The sequence below is a fragment of the Streptomyces sp. NPDC056948 genome, from assembly GCF_042674225.1.
GTDB classification, from domain to species: domain Bacteria; phylum Actinomycetota; class Actinomycetes; order Streptomycetales; family Streptomycetaceae; genus Streptomyces; species Streptomyces purpurascens.
The window spans coordinates 1-15,820 of record NZ_JBHUQX010000209.1 but is presented as its reverse complement, the minus strand read 5'-3'; the positions used below and the strand labels follow the sequence as shown (position 1 = coordinate 15,820).

The 15,820-nt window shown below is 71.4% G+C and carries 11 protein-coding genes; 6 read left to right on the top strand and 5 right to left on the bottom strand.

The window, feature by feature from the left end:
* Positions 1-48: 48 nt before the first annotated feature.
* Positions 49-537 (bottom strand): PaaI family thioesterase, encoded by a 489-nt coding sequence (locus tag ACFTZL_RS25520; protein WP_382587135.1) that lies wholly within the window; start codon positions 535-537, stop codon positions 49-51.
* Between the two features lie 57 nt (positions 538-594).
* Entirely contained in the window at positions 595-2,886 is a 2,292-nt protein-coding gene (locus ACFTZL_RS25515) for an FdhF/YdeP family oxidoreductase (protein ID WP_382587132.1), read from the bottom strand.
* Between the two features lie 154 nt (positions 2,887-3,040).
* Between ACFTZL_RS25515 and polA the strand changes: the two genes are divergently transcribed.
* Both polA and ACFTZL_RS25505 read left to right on the top strand, forming a co-directional pair.
* Positions 3,041-5,767, top strand: a complete 2,727-nt coding sequence (gene polA, locus ACFTZL_RS25510) for a DNA polymerase I (RefSeq protein WP_382587129.1) — start codon at positions 3,041-3,043, stop codon at positions 5,765-5,767.
* Positions 5,768-5,916: 149 nt separating this feature from the next.
* Positions 5,917-6,420 (top strand): hypothetical protein, encoded by a 504-nt coding sequence (locus ACFTZL_RS25505; protein ID WP_382587126.1) that lies wholly within the window; start codon positions 5,917-5,919, stop codon positions 6,418-6,420.
* Here ACFTZL_RS25505 and ACFTZL_RS25500 read toward each other — a convergent pair.
* A complete protein-coding gene (locus ACFTZL_RS25500; protein ID WP_382587123.1) occupies positions 6,338-7,195 on the bottom strand; it encodes a DUF4184 family protein in 858 nt (285 codons plus the stop codon). The two genes, ACFTZL_RS25505 and ACFTZL_RS25500, sit on opposite strands and share 83 nt — an antisense overlap.
* 315 nt (positions 7,196-7,510) lie before the next feature.
* On the opposite strand from ACFTZL_RS25500, the gene ACFTZL_RS25495 reads away from it, so the two are divergent.
* The 3 genes from ACFTZL_RS25495 (at position 7,511) to ACFTZL_RS25485 (ending at position 10,551) form a co-directional block, all read left to right on the top strand.
* The gene (locus tag ACFTZL_RS25495) at positions 7,511-9,259 is read left to right on the top strand and encodes a lytic transglycosylase domain-containing protein (RefSeq protein ID WP_382587120.1); all 1,749 of its coding nucleotides are present in this window, start codon (positions 7,511-7,513) and stop codon (positions 9,257-9,259) included.
* Positions 9,260-9,398: 139 nt separating this feature from the next.
* Positions 9,399-9,533, top strand: coding sequence for an SPW_0924 family protein (locus ACFTZL_RS25490; protein WP_382587118.1), 135 nt, complete (start codon positions 9,399-9,401; stop codon positions 9,531-9,533).
* Positions 9,534-9,558: 25 nt separating this feature from the next.
* Positions 9,559-10,551: a DUF3068 domain-containing protein gene (locus ACFTZL_RS25485; protein ID WP_382587115.1), complete on the top strand. Its 993-nt coding sequence runs from the start codon at positions 9,559-9,561 to the stop codon at positions 10,549-10,551.
* Here ACFTZL_RS25485 and hrpB read toward each other — a convergent pair.
* Together hrpB and ACFTZL_RS25475 are read right to left on the bottom strand one after the other, a co-directional pair.
* A complete protein-coding gene (hrpB, locus tag ACFTZL_RS25480) occupies positions 10,541-13,087 on the bottom strand; it encodes an ATP-dependent helicase HrpB (protein WP_382587112.1) in 2,547 nt (848 codons plus the stop codon). The genes ACFTZL_RS25485 and hrpB overlap by 11 nt on opposite strands.
* Before the next feature lie 4 nt (positions 13,088-13,091).
* Positions 13,092-13,919: a class I SAM-dependent methyltransferase gene (locus tag ACFTZL_RS25475; protein WP_382587110.1), complete on the bottom strand. Its 828-nt coding sequence runs from the start codon at positions 13,917-13,919 to the stop codon at positions 13,092-13,094.
* Positions 13,920-14,266: 347 nt separating this feature from the next.
* Here ACFTZL_RS25475 and rpsA point away from each other — a divergent pair, with 347 nt between their 5' ends.
* Positions 14,267-15,772 (top strand): 30S ribosomal protein S1, encoded by a 1,506-nt coding sequence (rpsA, locus tag ACFTZL_RS25470; RefSeq protein WP_382587107.1) that lies wholly within the window; start codon positions 14,267-14,269, stop codon positions 15,770-15,772.
* Positions 15,773-15,820: the final 48 nt, after the last annotated feature.

Sequence of the window (15,820 nt, the reverse complement as noted above, 5' to 3'; positions counted from 1 at the left end):
GGTGGTCCCGCGCGGCGGCGTCGAGCCGAAACGTGTCGTAGGGCCGGATCAGCGCGCGGCGCGGATCAGTTCCTCGTCGCCCGGATTCACGTCGCGCAGCATGCAGGTGAGGCGGGCGGTACACACCCTCTTGTCGCTTTCGTCCGTAATGACGATTTCGTAGGTGGCGGTCGAGCGTCCCCGGTGCACGGGTGTGGCCACGCCGGTGACGAGGCCGGAGCGTGCCCCGCGGTGGTGGGTGCAGTTCAGGTCGACGCCCACGGCGATCTTGGAGCTGCCGCCGTGCAGCATGGACCCGACCGAGCCGAGCGTCTCGGCCAGCACCGCGGAGGCCCCGCCGTGCAGCAGCCCGTAGGGCTGGGTGTTGCCCTCCACCGGCATCGTCCCGACGACGCGGTCCGCCGACGCCTCGAGGAGCTGGACGCCCATCCGGGTTCCGAGGTGGCCCGCGGAGAACAGGGCCAGGAGGTCCACGCCGAGCGCGGCGTACTCGTCGATGACCTCTTGCGGGAACTTCACATGCTGCTGCTCACCCATGGGGCCGGGCTCCGTTCGTCCTGGTCACTACGGCTACCTCTGTGACTGAGCAAACGCTCAGTCGGTGGCCGATTGTTCCAGACGCACCACGACGGACTTGCTGGCCGGGGTGTTGCTGGTGTCCGCGGTGGCGTCCAGCGGCACCAGCACGTTGGTCTCCGGGTAGTACGCGGCGGCACAGCCACGGGCCGTCGGATAGTGCACGACCCGGAAGCCCGGCGCCCGGCGCTCCACGCCGTCCTTCCACTCGCTGACCAGGTCGACGTAACCGCCGTCCGCCAGCTTCAGCGTCCGCGCGTCCTCGGGGTTGACCAGCACCACCCGGCGGCCGTTCTTGATGCCCCGGTAGCGGTCGTCGAGGCCGTAGATCGTGGTGTTGTACTGGTCGTGCGAGCGCAGCGTCTGGAGCAGCAGACGGCCCTCGGGCAGCTCCGGGTACTCCACGGGCGCGGCGGTGAAGTTGGCCTTGCCGGTGGCGGTGGGGAAGCGGCGCTCGTCGCGCGGGGCGTGCGGGAGGGCGAAGCCGCCAGGGCGAGAGGCGGAACCCGTCACGCGCGCGTTGAAGTCCTCGAAGCCGGGGATCACGCGTGCGATCCGGTCCCGGATCGTCGCGTAGTCCTTCTCGAACTCCTCCCAGGGCGTGCGGCTGCTCTCGCCCAGCACCCCGCGGGCCAGGCGGCAGACGATGGCCGGCTCGGACAGCAGGTGCGTGCTCGCGGGCTCCAGCCGGCCCCGGGAGGCGTGCACCATGCCCATCGAGTCCTCGACCGTCACGAACTGCTCGCCGCTGCCCTGGAGGTCGCGTTCGGTGCGGCCGAGCGTCGGGAGGATCAGGGCACGCGCGCCCGTGATCACGTGCGAGCGGTTGAGCTTCGTCGACACGTGCACGGTCAGCCGGGCCCGCCGCATCGCGGCCTCGGTGACCTCCGTGTCGGGGGACGCCGAGACGAAGTTGCCGCCCATGGCGAAGAAGACCTTCGCCTCGCCGTCGCGCAGGGCGCGGATGGCCCGTACGACGTCGTAGCCGTGCTCGCGCGGCGGCGCGAAGCCGAACTCCCTCTCCAGGGCGTCCAGGAACGCCGGTGCGGGGCGCTCGAAGATGCCCATCGTGCGGTCGCCCTGCACGTTCGAATGGCCGCGCACCGGGCAGACGCCCGCGCCCGGGCGGCCGATGTTGCCGCGCAGGAGGAGGAAGTTGACCACTTCCCTGATCGTGGGGACCGAGTGCTTGTGCTGGGTGAGGCCCATCGCCCAGCACACGATGGTGCGTTCGGAGGCGAGGACCATGCGCAGGGCGTCCTCGATCTCCTCGCGGGTCAGCCCGGTGGCCGCGAGCGTCTCGTCCCAGTCGGCGGCGCGGGCGGCCTCGGTGAACTCCTCGTAGCCGTGCGTGTGCTCCTGGACGAACGCCTCGTCGACCGCGCCCTCCGTGTCGAGGATCAGCTTGTTGAGGAGCCGGAAGAGGGCCTGGTCGCCGCCGATGCGGATCTGCAGGAACAGGTCGGTGAGGGCGGCGCCCTTGAGCATGCCCTGCGGGGTCTGCGGGTTCTTGAAACGCTCCAGGCCCGCCTCGGGCAGCGGGTTGACGCTGATGATGCTCGCCCCGTTGGCCTTGGCCTTCTCCAGGGCGGACAGCATGCGCGGGTGGTTCGTCCCGGGGTTCTGGCCCGCGACGATGATCAGGTCGGCCTTGTACAGGTCCTCCAGCAGGACGCTGCCCTTGCCGATGCCGATCGTCTCCGACAGGGCCGAGCCGGACGACTCGTGGCACATGTTCGAGCAGTCGGGAAGGTTGTTCGTGCCGAGCTCACGGGCGAACAGCTGGTAGAGGAACGCGGCCTCGTTGCTGGTGCGCCCGGAGGTGTAGAAGACGGCCTCGTCCGGGGAAGCGAGGGCGGCGACCTCCTCGGCGATGATGCCGAAGGCGCGCTCCCAGGTGACCGGCTCGTAGTGCGTGCCCCCTTCGGGCAGGTACATGGGGTGAGTGAGCCGCCCCTGCTGTCCCAGCCAGTAGCCGCTGCGGCCGGCGAGATCGGCGACCGGGTGCGCGGTGAAGAACTCGGGCGTGACCCGGCGCAGCGTGGCCTCCTCGGCGACCGCCTTCGCGCCGTTCTCGCAGAACTCCGCCTTGTGCCGGTGCTCCGGCTCGGGCCAGGCGCAGCCCGGGCAGTCGAAGCCGTCCTTCTGGTTCACGCTCAGCAGCGTCAGCGCGGTGCGCTTCACGCCCATCTGCTGCTGGGCCATGCGCAGCGTGTGCCCGATCGCGGGGAGGCCCGCTGCCGCGTGCTTCGGCTCGGCGACCTGCGGCGCGTCCTGAACCGGATCACTCTTGGGCGGCTTCGTCGCCATCGCACGCTCCCCTTCTACTGCGCTGTGAGACAGGTCTCCGATCCTCGCACGGGGTGCTGACACCGGGTGCGGGCGGGCTCGGGGGGATGCCCCGCCGAGTGCGCGGGGCCGGGGGCGGGGTCGAGTGTCAGTGGGGCGTGGCAGGATCGGGGGCGTGGCAGAGACAGCAGCGAAGACGACCGACAAGACCTCCGGCGGCAGCCGCCCGCGACTGATGCTCATGGACGGGCACTCGCTGGCCTACCGCGCGTTCTTCGCGCTGCCCGCGGAGAACTTCACCACCGCGACGGGCCAGCCGACGAACGCGATCTACGGCTTCGCGTCGATGCTGGCCAACACGCTGCGCGACGAGGAGCCCACGCACTTCGCGGTCGCCTTCGACGTCTCCCGCAAGACCTGGCGGTCCCAGGAGTTCACGGAGTACAAGGCGAACCGCTCCAAGACCCCGGACGAGTTCAAGGGCCAGGTCGAGCTGATCGGCGAGCTCCTCGACGCGATGGGCGCCGCCCGCTTCGCGGTGGACGGCTTCGAGGCGGACGACGTCATCGCCACCCTGGCCACCCAGGCCGAGGCCGAGGGCTTCGAGGTGCTGATCGTCACGGGCGACCGTGACTCCTTCCAGCTCGTCAGCGAGCACACCACGGTGCTGTACCCGACCAAGGGCGTCTCCGAGCTGACCCGCTTCACCCCGGAGAAGGTATTCGAGAAGTACGGGTTGACGCCCGCGCAGTACCCCGACTTCGCGGCCCTGCGCGGCGACCCCTCCGACAACCTCCCCGGCATCCCCGGCGTCGGCGAGAAGACCGCCGCGAAGTGGATCAACCAGTTCGGCTCCTTCGCCGACCTCGTCGAGCGCGTCGAGGAGGTCAAGGGCAAGGCCGGCCAGAACCTCCGCGACCACCTCGAAGCGGTCAAGCTCAACCGCCGGCTCACCGAGCTGGAGCGCCAGGTGGAGCTCCCCAAGGGCGTCACCGACCTGGAGCGGGCCGCCTACGACCGCACGGCCGTCGCGGTGGTGCTGGACACCCTGGAGATCCGCAATCCCTCGCTGCGCGAGCGGCTCTTCGCCGTCGACCCCGGCGCCGAGGAGGCCGAGACCACCCCGGTCAGCACGGAGGGCGTGGAACTGCACGGCACGGTGCTCGGCACCGGCGAGCTGACCGGCTGGCTCACCGAGCACGGCACGCAGCCCCTCGGTATCGCCACGGTCGACACCTGGGCGCTCGGCACCGGCTCGGTCGCCGAGATCGCCCTCGCCGCGCCCGGCGGACCGGCCGCCTGGTTCGACCCCTCCCAGCTCGACGAGGCCGACGAGACGGCCTTCGCCGCCTGGCTCGCCGACACCGACCGGCCCAAGACCTTCCACAACGCCAAGGGCGCCATGCGGGTCTTCGCCGAGCACGGCTGGAGCGTCGAGGGCGTCAGCATGGATACCGCGCTCGCCGCCTACCTGGTCAAGCCGGGCCGCCGCTCCTTCGACCTGGACGCGCTGTCCCTCGAGTACCTGCACCGCGAGCTGACCCCCGCCGCCGCTGCCGACGGCCAGCTCGCCTTCGGCGCCGACGAAGGCGCCGAGGCCGAGGCCCTGATGATCCAGGCCCGCGCCGTCCTCGACCTGGGCCAGGCCTTCGAGGGCCGCCTGGAGGAGGTCGGCGCCGCCGATCTCCTGCGCGACATGGAGCTGCCCACATCCGCGCTGCTCGCCCGCATGGAGCGGCACGGCATCGCGGCCGACCGGGCCCACCTGGAGGCCATGGAGCAGATGTTCGCCGGCGCCGTCCAGCAGGCGGTGAAGGAGGCCCACGCGGCGGCCGGGCACGAGTTCAACCTGGGCTCGCCCAAGCAGCTCCAGGAAGTGCTCTTCGGCGAGCTGGCCCTGCCCAAGACGAAGCGGACCAAGACCGGCTACACCACGGACGCCGACGCCCTCGCCTGGCTCGCCGGCCAGACGGACAACGAGCTGCCGGTGATCATGCTCCGCCACCGCGAGCAGGCCAAGCTCCGCGTCACCGTCGAGGGCCTGATCAAGACGATCGCCGCGGACGGCCGGATCCACACCACCTTCAACCAGACGGTCGCCGCCACCGGCCGCCTGTCCTCGACGGACCCGAACCTGCAGAACATCCCGGTCCGCACCGACGAGGGCCGCGCCATCCGCCGCGGCTTCGTCGTCGGCGAGGGCTTCGAGTCCCTGATGACGGCCGACTACAGCCAGATCGAGCTGCGTGTGATGGCCCACCTCTCCGAGGACGAGGGCCTGATCGAGGCCTTCACCTCGGGCGAGGACCTGCACACCACGGCCGCCTCCCAGGTCTTCGCGGTCGAGCCGACCGCGGTGGACGCCGAGATGCGCCGCAAGATCAAGGCCATGTCGTACGGCCTGGCCTACGGACTGTCCGCCTTCGGCCTCTCCCAGCAGCTGAACATCGAGGCGGCGGAGGCCCGCGCCCTGATGGACGCGTACTTCGAGCGGTTCGGCGGCGTACGGGACTATCTGCGCCGCGCGGTCGACGAGGCCCGGGCGACGGGCTACACGGCGACGCTCTTCGGGCGCCGCCGCTACCTCCCCGACCTCAACAGCGACAACCGCCAGCGTCGCGAGGCGGCGGAGCGGATGGCCCTCAACGCGCCCATCCAGGGCACGGCGGCCGACATCGTGAAGATCGCCATGCTCAAGGTGGGCGGCGCGCTGAAGGAGGCCGGGCTGGAGTCCCGGATGCTGCTCCAGGTGCACGACGAAATCGTGCTGGAGATCGCCCCGGGCGAGCGCGCGGCCGCCGAGGAACTCGTCCGCCGCGAGATGGCGAACGCGGTTCACCTCCGTGTCCCGCTGGGCGTCTCGGTGGGCGCGGGGGCGGACTGGGAGTCGGCGGCGCACTAGTCGGGCAGCGGACGACGCGGGATGCCCTCGGCCGAGTGCAGAACTGAGCGCAGGGCCGAGGGCACCCGCCACCCCGTCCCCACGGAAACCGTCACTCGCGTGGCCCCCGAGAAAGGGCCACCGCCCTGGACGGTGGCAAGGATGCGGGCATGGGTATACGCACGCTCCTCAGCCGCACGGCACCAGGCGTGGCACTCCCGCCGGCCTCGCCCTTCGCGGCCGACGCCAGCACGCTCCGCGTCCCCGTCACTCTCACCGCGGCCCTGCGCCACGCGACGGCGGACCTCCGGCAGCGCCTGGCTCGCGGACGGCGGCCGGCCGATCCCGCCGGCGCCGCTTCCGGGTCCGCCGTCACCGGTCCCACCGGCACCGGCGACCCTTCGGCGGTCGCAGACCTGCAGGCCGGCACCGGCATCGACCGCGTCGGCGACCTGCCCGCCGTGCCCGACCGGACCTCACGCCCCTGGGCCGACCGGGCCCGCGGCTACCTGACCCTCGTCCTCACGCTGCTCCCGCGGCCGCGCCCCGCCCACACCACCATCACCGTGTACATCGCGACCACCGAGTCCCTCAGCGAGCGGCCGGACGGCTCGGCTCCGTATCGCCGGCACGGTCAGGGCCGACGAGGGCCGGAACCGGGCGCCGCGCCCTGACCACCACGGCGTACAACAGCAGCGCCGGGACGAGCCCTGCCCCCGCGCCGAAGCACACCGTCGGAATGATCTCCCACGGCTTCGCGGCCGAACCCCAGTAGGCCCACCACCGGGCCGCCCGCTGCACCGCCCCCACCAGCGCGAAACCGCCGATCACGGCACCCGCCGCCCAGCGGTCCCGTGTCGCCAAGGCCGGGATCCCCACCGGTTCGCGCACCGGCGCCTGTCGCAGCGCGCGCACCACGAACACGGCGATCACCACAGCGGCCACCGCCGAACCGCCGTACTGCAGGTACCAGTACAGCGGCGAGCCCGCCACCTCACGGCCCAGCACCGGAAACAGCCGCATCCCCCACCGGTCGAGGTGCGTGAACGCGTCCCACACGACGTGCGTCAGCGCGCCGAGCACCGCGGACACGTACCACCGCACCACCAGGGAGGGCGTCACACGCGCGCGTGGCGCCCCGCATCGCACCAGGGCCGCCACCCGCCCCTGACGGGCCCGCGGCAGCAGCGCCACCAGCGGCTCGCGCATCAGCAGCCACAGCCCCACCAGCGCCCAGGTGATGAGCACATCGACCGTGAACACCCCCGGAAACGCGTGCGTGACGTCACCGAACTCCATCGCCCCGGACCACACACTCGCCGCGTAGTAGGTCATGTCGGGCGCGAAGGAACCCGCCACCAGGACGGCGGGCACCAGCGGGCCCCGGCCGGTCCCGTCGGTGCGTACGGCGGGCAGTACGGCTGCCGCGTGGCTCAGCGTGAACGGCAACTCTGCTCCTAGTGACGGTCGTTGCCAGGCGATCGGACCGCCCAGTATGCGGGATGCCGAACACCGGCCTCCCGCCATGCTCGCCGCATGACCAACCGGTGAAAACCGGGCACGAACGGGTGCCCGAGCAAAGCAAGTTGCCGTAGGGTCGCCAGGGTCACCGTGCCGGGGACGAGAGACATGCCCGTCGGAGGGCAACCACTCGGGCCGGTCGATCGTCACAACAGAGCGAACGCAACAGAAGAGCGCGAACGCAACAGAAGTGCGCGACAGGCAGAGACGGGCGCTGGGGCGTCCACGGGAGGGGTTCACTCTATGGCGGCGCAATTCGGCAGGAGGCTGCGCAAGGGGGCGGCAACCACCGCCGTGGCCGCGGTAGCGGTCGCGGCGCTGTCCGCCTCCCAGGCTCCGGGCGTGAACGACCACGGCAGACAGGCCGCGGCGGACGCCACGCCCTCACCCGACGCGAGTAACTCCGACGGCAGCGCCACCGGCAACTCGCCGTACTACACGGACCTGCCGCCGCTCAAGAGCCCGAACCCGTCCCCGAGCACCGGAACCGGCCCCGCCGCCCCCGGCACCACCGAGTCGGGCATCCCCGCGACCGTCCTCGACGCCTACAAGAAGGCCGAGACCGCGCTGAACGAGGCCAAGCCGGGTTGCAATCTGCCCTGGCAACTCCTCGCCGCCATCGGCCGGGTGGAGTCGGGCCAGGCCCGCGGCGGCCGTGTCGACGCCGACGGCACGACCCTCTCGCCCATCCTCGGCCCGCAGCTCGACGGCAACGGCTTCGCCCTCATCAGGGACACCGACGACGGGGCCTACGACGGCAACAGCTCCTACGACCAGGCCGTCGGGCCCATGCAGTTCATCCCGTCCACCTGGGCGTGGGCGGGCCGCGACGGCAACGACGACGGCAAGAAGGACCCCAACAACGTCTACGACGCGGCGCTCGCCGCAGGCCACTACCTGTGCCGCAACAACTGGGACCTGTCCGACCAGAACGACCTCGACCGCGCGATCCTCAGCTACAACAACTCGCGGGAGTACCTGAACCTGGTCATGCGCTGGGTGGAGTACTACCGCAAGGGCACGCACGAGATCCCCGACGGCACCGGCACGCTGCCCGACAACCGCAGCGACGACGGGGCCGGGGCGAGCCCTTCGCCCTCCTCCCCGACCACGCCCAACACACCGACCACACCGGCTCCGGGGGGCTCGAAGCCCAAGCCCAGCCCCAAGCCCGAGAGGCCCGGCGGCGGCACGACGACCCCGAAGCCGCCCACCGACCCCGGCACCACCCCGACCACGCCCCCCTCGACGCCTCCTCCCACGAACACCGACACGGTGGACCACCTGGAGGACGCCGGAACGGCCAAGCTCACCGCCATGGCCGGCGACGCGTTCACCAAGCGGATCAGCACCCGCGCCGAGACCAAGGCCGGCAAGGCCGTCGGCAAGGTCAGGGTCCGCTTCACGATCATCGGCAGTACGGACACCACCTTCACCGGCGGCGAGAACGTGGCCACGGTCGCCACCAACAGCTCCGGTGTGGCCGTCGCTCCCGCCCTGCGGGCGGGGGAGAAGACGGGTGAGGTCACCGTCCGCGCCACCGTCGTGGGCCGCACGGTCGCCGGGCTCGACTACACGGCCACCGTCACCGAGCGCGCCGCCGACGCCCTCGCCCGCACCGGTGACGCCGCGCTGACCTGCGCCCCGGGCGGCGAGTTCGCCAACCAGGTCGAGGTGAAGGCCACGTACAAGGGCGCCGTCGCCGACGGCGTCGCGGCCACCGCCACGCTGATCAAGTCGGCGGACGACCCGACCGCCACCGACAAGGGCCCCTACTTCAAGGACGCCGACGGCAAGGCCGTCCGCACCCTCAAGGCCCTGAAGACGGACGCGAAGGGCCTGCTGAAGCTGCCGAAGCTGTACGCGGACGACACCACCGGCACGTTCCTGCTCCGCATCAACACCGCGGGCGGAGCGACTCTCACCGTCGAACTGACCGTGGCGGCGGCCGAGACGTCCTCGCCGAGCCCGTCGGCAAGCCCCAGCGCGTAACTCCCGAGCAGCACCGGCGACGCCCCTCCGCAGGGAGGGGCGTTCGTTGTGTGTGCAACGTGTTCTCATCTCCGCTTCTCGTTGCTACGGTGCCCAGAAACCTGACGGTGTATCAGTTCAACCCGTGGGGAGGCCCCGTATGCGCACCCTCGTCGCCGCCGTCACCGGTCTCGCCGTCGCGTTCGCCGTGGTCCTGACGCTGACCGCCCTCGGCTCCCCCTCGGGCGGGACGTCCCCGAAGCCGCTGCTGACGACGGTGCCCGCACACCCCTGACCGCCCGCCCGGGAGGGAGGCCGAGATGCGCCGCAAGGCCGCTCTGATCCTGCTCGCCCTCGCCGTGTTCTTCGCGGCACTGTCCCCGCTGCTGCGCTGGTACGCCTTCCCGCGCCTCGCCAAGGTCCCCGCGAACCAGTACCAGGACATGGTCCTGGAGGCGCGCGACGCCACCCTCCTGGACTACGGCACCATGCGGGCCCGCAAGGTCCCCAAGGTCACCATCGTGCAGACCCTCAAAGGCAACGTCGAGGCCTCCGAGAGGATCGAGGAGTCGGCGGGCCGGGACGTGGTCGTCTGGGACGGCCTGTCCTACGTCGTCGGCCCCGACGGCGAGATGGTGTCCAAGATCCCCGAGCGTTACATCTTCGACGCCCACACCCAGGAACCCGTCCACGCCACCGGCGAGACGGTCGACGGCGACCCGGTGCGCCGCGAGGGCATCGAGTTCAAATGGCCGTTCCTCACGGAGAAACGGGCCTACCAGTACTTCGACGCCCAGGCCCGCGTCACCGCCCCCATCCACTACCAGGGCACCCGGAACTTCCGCGGCCTGGAGGTCTACTACTTCGAGCAGACCATCCCCTGGACCAAGGTGAAGATCCCGAAGACGCTGCCCGTGGAGGGCCTCACCCCCGAGTCGGTCGCCCAGACCGGCACGACCCGCTGGTACACCACGGTCCGCAAGTTCTGGGTCGAGCCCCTCACCGGCGCCCCCGTCTACGGCGAGGAACTCCACAAGGAGGAACTGCGCGGCGGCACCCTCCTCGGCGACCGCGACAAGGTGACCGCGTTCGCCGGCCACGTGAAGATGCGCGAGGACTACATCACGCACACGGTCGACCTGGTGAAGTCCCAGCGCCTGCTCGTCCTGCTGATGACGTCCTGGCTGCCGTGGGGCTTGCTCACCCTCGGCGTCCTCCTGCTGGCCCTCGCGCTGTACCTGGAGGCCCGCGGCCGCCGCCCCTCCGGCCCGGCTCCGGCATCGGCGGAGGAGCCGTCACAGGTCAGCGCCTGAGCCGGGCGTTGGTGTACCGGGTCGGCTCGGCACCCGCCGGGTCCTCCGGCCACGGATGCTTCGGATACCGCCCGCGCAACTCCGCCCGTACGCCCTTGTAGCCCTCCCGCCAGAACGAGGCGAGGTCGGCGGTGACGGCGGCCGGCCGCCCGGCCGGGGACAGCAGATGCACGAGCAGCGGCACCCCGGCGACCCGGGGCGACTCCTGCAGCCCGAACATCTCCTGCAACTTCACCGCGAGCACGGGCTGCTCGGGCCGGGAGTAGTCGACGCGGATCTTCGACCCGCTCGGCACGGCCATCCGCTCCGGGGCGAGCTCGTCGAGCCGCCCGGCCTCCCCGGAGGCCCAGGGCAGCAGCCGGGCGAGCGCCTGACCGGCATCGATCCGCGCCAGATCGGCCCGCCGCCGGGCCCGGCCGAACTCCGGCTCCAGCCACTCCTCCACGCGCGCGTGGAGCGCGTCGTCACAGACATCGGGCCAGGGCTCACCGAGGTGCAGCCGCAGAAAGGCGAGCCGCTGCCGCAGGACATCGGCATCCGCCGACCACCGCAGCAGCCCGAGCCCTTCCCGCCGCAGCCCGTCCAGCAGCGCACCGCGTACGAGCCCGGGATCGGCGTCCCTCAGCGACCGCACCGTCAACTCCACGGCCCCCAGCCGCTCCACCCGTCGCGCCACGACGTCCCCACCGTCCCAGCACACCTCGTCCCGCTCGTCCAGCAGCGCCCCCGCGGCGAGCCGGGCGATCCCCTCGTCGACCACGGCCCCCGACTGCACACGCGCGTGCCCCTTGCCGACGGGCCGGTCCGCTACGGCGACGGCGACCCAGTCCGCCCCTCGCAGCCCGCTGCCCTCGCCGACCTCGGCCCGGGTCCCGGACACCATGAGGCACGACCCACCGTCGATCCTGGCAACGCGCTCGGGAAAGGCGAGAGCGGCAACGAGCCCGACCTGCCGGTCCTCCGAGGCATCCGCCCACGCCTCGACCGCTGCCGCTGCGTCTTGCGGCCAGTCACGGATGGGTGGGTGGGAAATCTCAGAACCGACGGCACGCAGCCGCCGAACCTCGCGACGCCACCGCGTGGCATAGGCGTCACCCTCGCGCCGAGCACGACGCAACGCACCCGCTAGATCATCGCCGTACTCCCGGGGCGCCTCCTCACTCAACAAGGCGACCACCTCCGAGGCCCGATCGACCCCCACGAACGGCACGGAGTCGAGCAACGCCCGCCCCAGCCGCGGATGCAGCCCCAGCCGAGACAGGGCGACTCCCCGCTCAGTCGCCCGCCCGACGGAGTCGACGGCCCCGACAACGCCCAGCACATGCCTCGCCGCCGCCATACCCCCGGAGGGCGGCGCATCGAGCAACGCCAGCCCTGACGCGTCAGGATCCCCCCAGCACGCCACCTGAAGCGCGAACGCCGTCAGGTCGGCCACCTTTATCTCCGGAGACGGAAAACGCGGCAGACGCGCATCCTCGGCCTCCGCCCAGCAGCGGTACACCGCCCCCGGCGCCTCACGCCCGGCCCGCCCCGCCCGCTGCCGCCCCGCCGCCTGCGACGCCCGTACCGTCGTCAGCGCGCTCAACCCGCGCGCGTGGTCGACCCGCGGCTCGCGCGCCAGCCCCGAGTCCACGACGACCCGCACACCCGGCACCGTCAACGACGACTCCGCCACGGACGTGGCCAGCACGACCCGCCGCCGGTCACCGGGGGCCAGCACCGCGTCCTGCACGGCGGCCGGCGCCCGCCCGTGCACCTGCAGCACATCGATGTCCCCGAGACCCCCGAGCTGCCCGGCCACCCGGGCGATCTCGCCCACGCCCGGCAGGAAACACAGCACGTCCCCGTCCCGCTCGGCCAGCGCCCGCCGCACCACCGACGCCACCTGCGTCAGCAGCGCCGGATCGACACGCATCCCGTGCGGCGGCCGTACGGGCCGCACCGGCGGCGTCCACACCACCTCCACCGGATACGCCGCCCCCTGGGCCTCCACCACCGGAGCGTCGCCCAGCAGCGCGGCCCACCCCTGCGCGTCGGTCGTCGCCGAGGCGGCCACCAGCCGCAGCTCGGGCCGCAGGGTCTGCCGCACGTCCCACAGGAACGCCGCCGCCGTGTCCGCGTCCAGATGGCGCTCATGGCACTCGTCGAGCACCACCACGTCGACACCGGTCAGCTCCTGGTCCCGCTGCAACCGCTGCACCAGCACACCGGTCGTGACGACCTCCACGCGCGTGTGCCGCCCGACGACCCGTTCCCCGCGCACGGTGTAGCCGACGCTCCCGCCGGGCTTCTCGCCCAGCAGCCACGCCATCCGCCGCGCCGCCGCCCGGGCCGCGATCCGCCGCGGCTCGGCCACGATCACCCGCCGCTCAGGGCCTCCCCCGAGAAGTCCTGCGAGGTCCAGGGGCACCAGGGTCGTCTTGCCGGTGCCGGGCGGCGCCACGAGGACGGCGGTGCCGTGCCCCTCCAGGGCGTCGTCGAGGGCGGGCAGGGCACCACGTACGGGCAGGGCGTCCAGAGCGTCGTAGCGGATCACGCACTCAGTCTCGTACGCACACGAAGATCGCCGTCCCCGGGATCAGGTTCCCGCGCAGCGGCGACCACCCGCCCCACTCGGACGTGTTCCAGGCCGGCCACTCCGGCTCCACCAGGTCCACCAGGCGGAAACCCGACGCCGCGACGTCCCGGACCCGGTCGCCGAGCGTCCGGTGGTGCTCGACGTAGACCGCGCGGCCCTCTTCATCCTGTTCGACGTAGGGCGTGCGGTCGAAGTACGACCCCGACACCGACAGCCCCTCCGGCCCCGGCTCGTCCGGGAAGGCCCAGCGGATCGGATGCGTGACCGAGAAGACGAGGCGGCCCCCGGGCCGCAGCACCCGGCGCACCTCCCGCAGGACCAGGCGCGGGTCGGCCACGAAGGGCAGCGCCCCGTACGCCGAGCAGACCAGGTCGAACGAGCCGTCCGCGAAGGGCAGCGCACCGGCGTCGGCGCACACCAGGGGGAACGGTCCGCCGATGCGCAGCGCGTGCTGCAACTGCCGGTGCGAGATGTCCAGGGCGACCGGCCGGGCACCCTGGCCGGCCAGCCAGCGCGCGCACTGCGCCGCGCCCGCGCCGATCTCCAGGACGTCCTTGCCCTTCAAATCCTCCGGCGGGCCGAGCAGCTCGGCCTCCACCTCGTCGAGGCCCTCGGGCCCCCACACGAACCGGTCGTCGCCGAGGAACGTGCCGTGCTCGACCTGGTACTCGTCCGCGTTGCGGTCCCACCAGCCACGATTGGCGCGGGAGCTCTCCGTGACCCCGGCGGTACGCCGGGTCGCCTCGGGTTCGGACGCTTCGGGCTCTTGGATGATCGGCTCCCTCGTCATACTCTTCCGTCCAGCCTGCTCCGGTGGCTTCACGAAGGGGCTCCGTACGGCCCGCGTGGCCTCGGAAGACAGGACTTGTGCCGGTTGTGCGGCGATCTGCCCCGGGTGGGCGGCTTCGCGCATTGACCCTGCCCGGCTGCCCCCGTATGCTACAAGTTGCGCTGCGAGCCTGCGCACCTCAGACGTAGCAGGTTGCGCTCGCATCTGTATGTATGTCCCCTCGGTTGTCGAGGCGCCACCCTTTGTACGTGTGGCGCTTCCTAGGCTGTCCGGCTTCTGCAGAGCGAAACGGGCTCCGGCGTAGCAGTACCTACGACTTCAATGTCCGTACCGGAGCCCTTTCCCACATGACGAGCAGCACCGAGACCACCGCAACGACCCCGCAGGTTGCGGTCAACGACATCGGTAACGAGGAAGCCTTCCTCGCCGCGATCGACGAGACGATCAAGTACTTCAACGACGGCGACATCGTCGACGGCGTCATCGTGAAGGTCGACCGGGACGAGGTCCTGCTCGACATCGGTTACAAGACCGAAGGCGTTATCCCGAGCCGCGAGCTCTCGATCAAGCACGACGTCGACCCCAACGAGGTCGTCGCCGTCGGTGACGAGATCGAAGCCCTTGTTCTCCAGAAGGAGGACAAGGAAGGCCGCCTGATCCTCTCGAAGAAGCGCGCCCAGTACGAGCGTGCCTGGGGCACCATCGAGAAGATCAAGGAAGAGGACGGGATCGTCACCGGTACCGTCATCGAGGTCGTCAAGGGTGGTCTCATCCTCGACATCGGCCTCCGTGGCTTCCTTCCGGCCTCCCTGGTCGAGATGCGCCGCGTCCGTGACCTCCAGCCCTACGTGGGCAAGGAGCTCGAGGCCAAGATCATCGAGCTGGACAAGAACCGCAACAACGTGGTCCTGTCCCGCCGTGCCTGGCTGGAGCAGACCCAGTCCGAGGTCCGCCAGACGTTCCTCACGACCCTCCAGAAGGGTCAGGTCCGTTCCGGCGTCGTCTCCTCGATCGTCAACTTCGGTGCCTTCGTGGACCTGGGTGGCGTCGACGGTCTGGTCCACGTCTCCGAGCTCTCCTGGAAGCACATCGACCACCCCTCCGAGGTTGTCGAGGTCGGCCAGGAAGTCACCGTCGAGGTTCTCGACGTCGACATGGACCGCGAGCGTGTCTCCCTGTCGCTGAAGGCGACGCAGGAAGACCCGTGGCAGCAGTTCGCCCGCACCCACCAGATCGGCCAGGTCGTGCCCGGCAAGGTCACGAAGCTGGTTCCGTTCGGTGCGTTCGTCCGCGTCGACGAGGGCATCGAGGGTCTGGTCCACATCTCCGAGCTGGCCGAGCGCCACGTGGAGATCCCGGAGCAGGTCGTCCAGGTCAACGACGAGATCTTCGTCAAGGTCATCGACATCGACCTCGAGCGTCGTCGCATCAGCCTCTCGCTGAAGCAGGCCAACGAGGCCTTCGGTGCCGACCCGGCCACGGTCGAGTTCGACCCGACCCTGTACGGCATGGCCGCGTCCTACGACGACCAGGGCAACTACATCTACCCCGAGGGCTTCGACCCCGAGACCAACGACTGGCTCGAGGGCTACGAGACCCAGCGCGAGGCGTGGGAGGGCCAGTACGCCGAGGCGCAGACGCGCTTCGAGCAGCACCAGGCCCAGGTCATCAAGTCCCGCGAGGCCGACGCCGCTGCTGCGGCCGAGGGCGGCGACGCCGCGGGTGCGGCTCCGGCCGCGAGCAGTGGCGGTGGCGGTTCGTACTCCTCCGAGGGCGCGGACAACTCCGGTGCGCTGGCCTCGGACGAGGCGCTTGCCGCGCTGCGCGAGAAGCTGGCGGGTGGGCAGAGCTGAACGCCCACTGAGCTGTAGCTCATGACTGAGGGCCCGCACCTTTCGAGG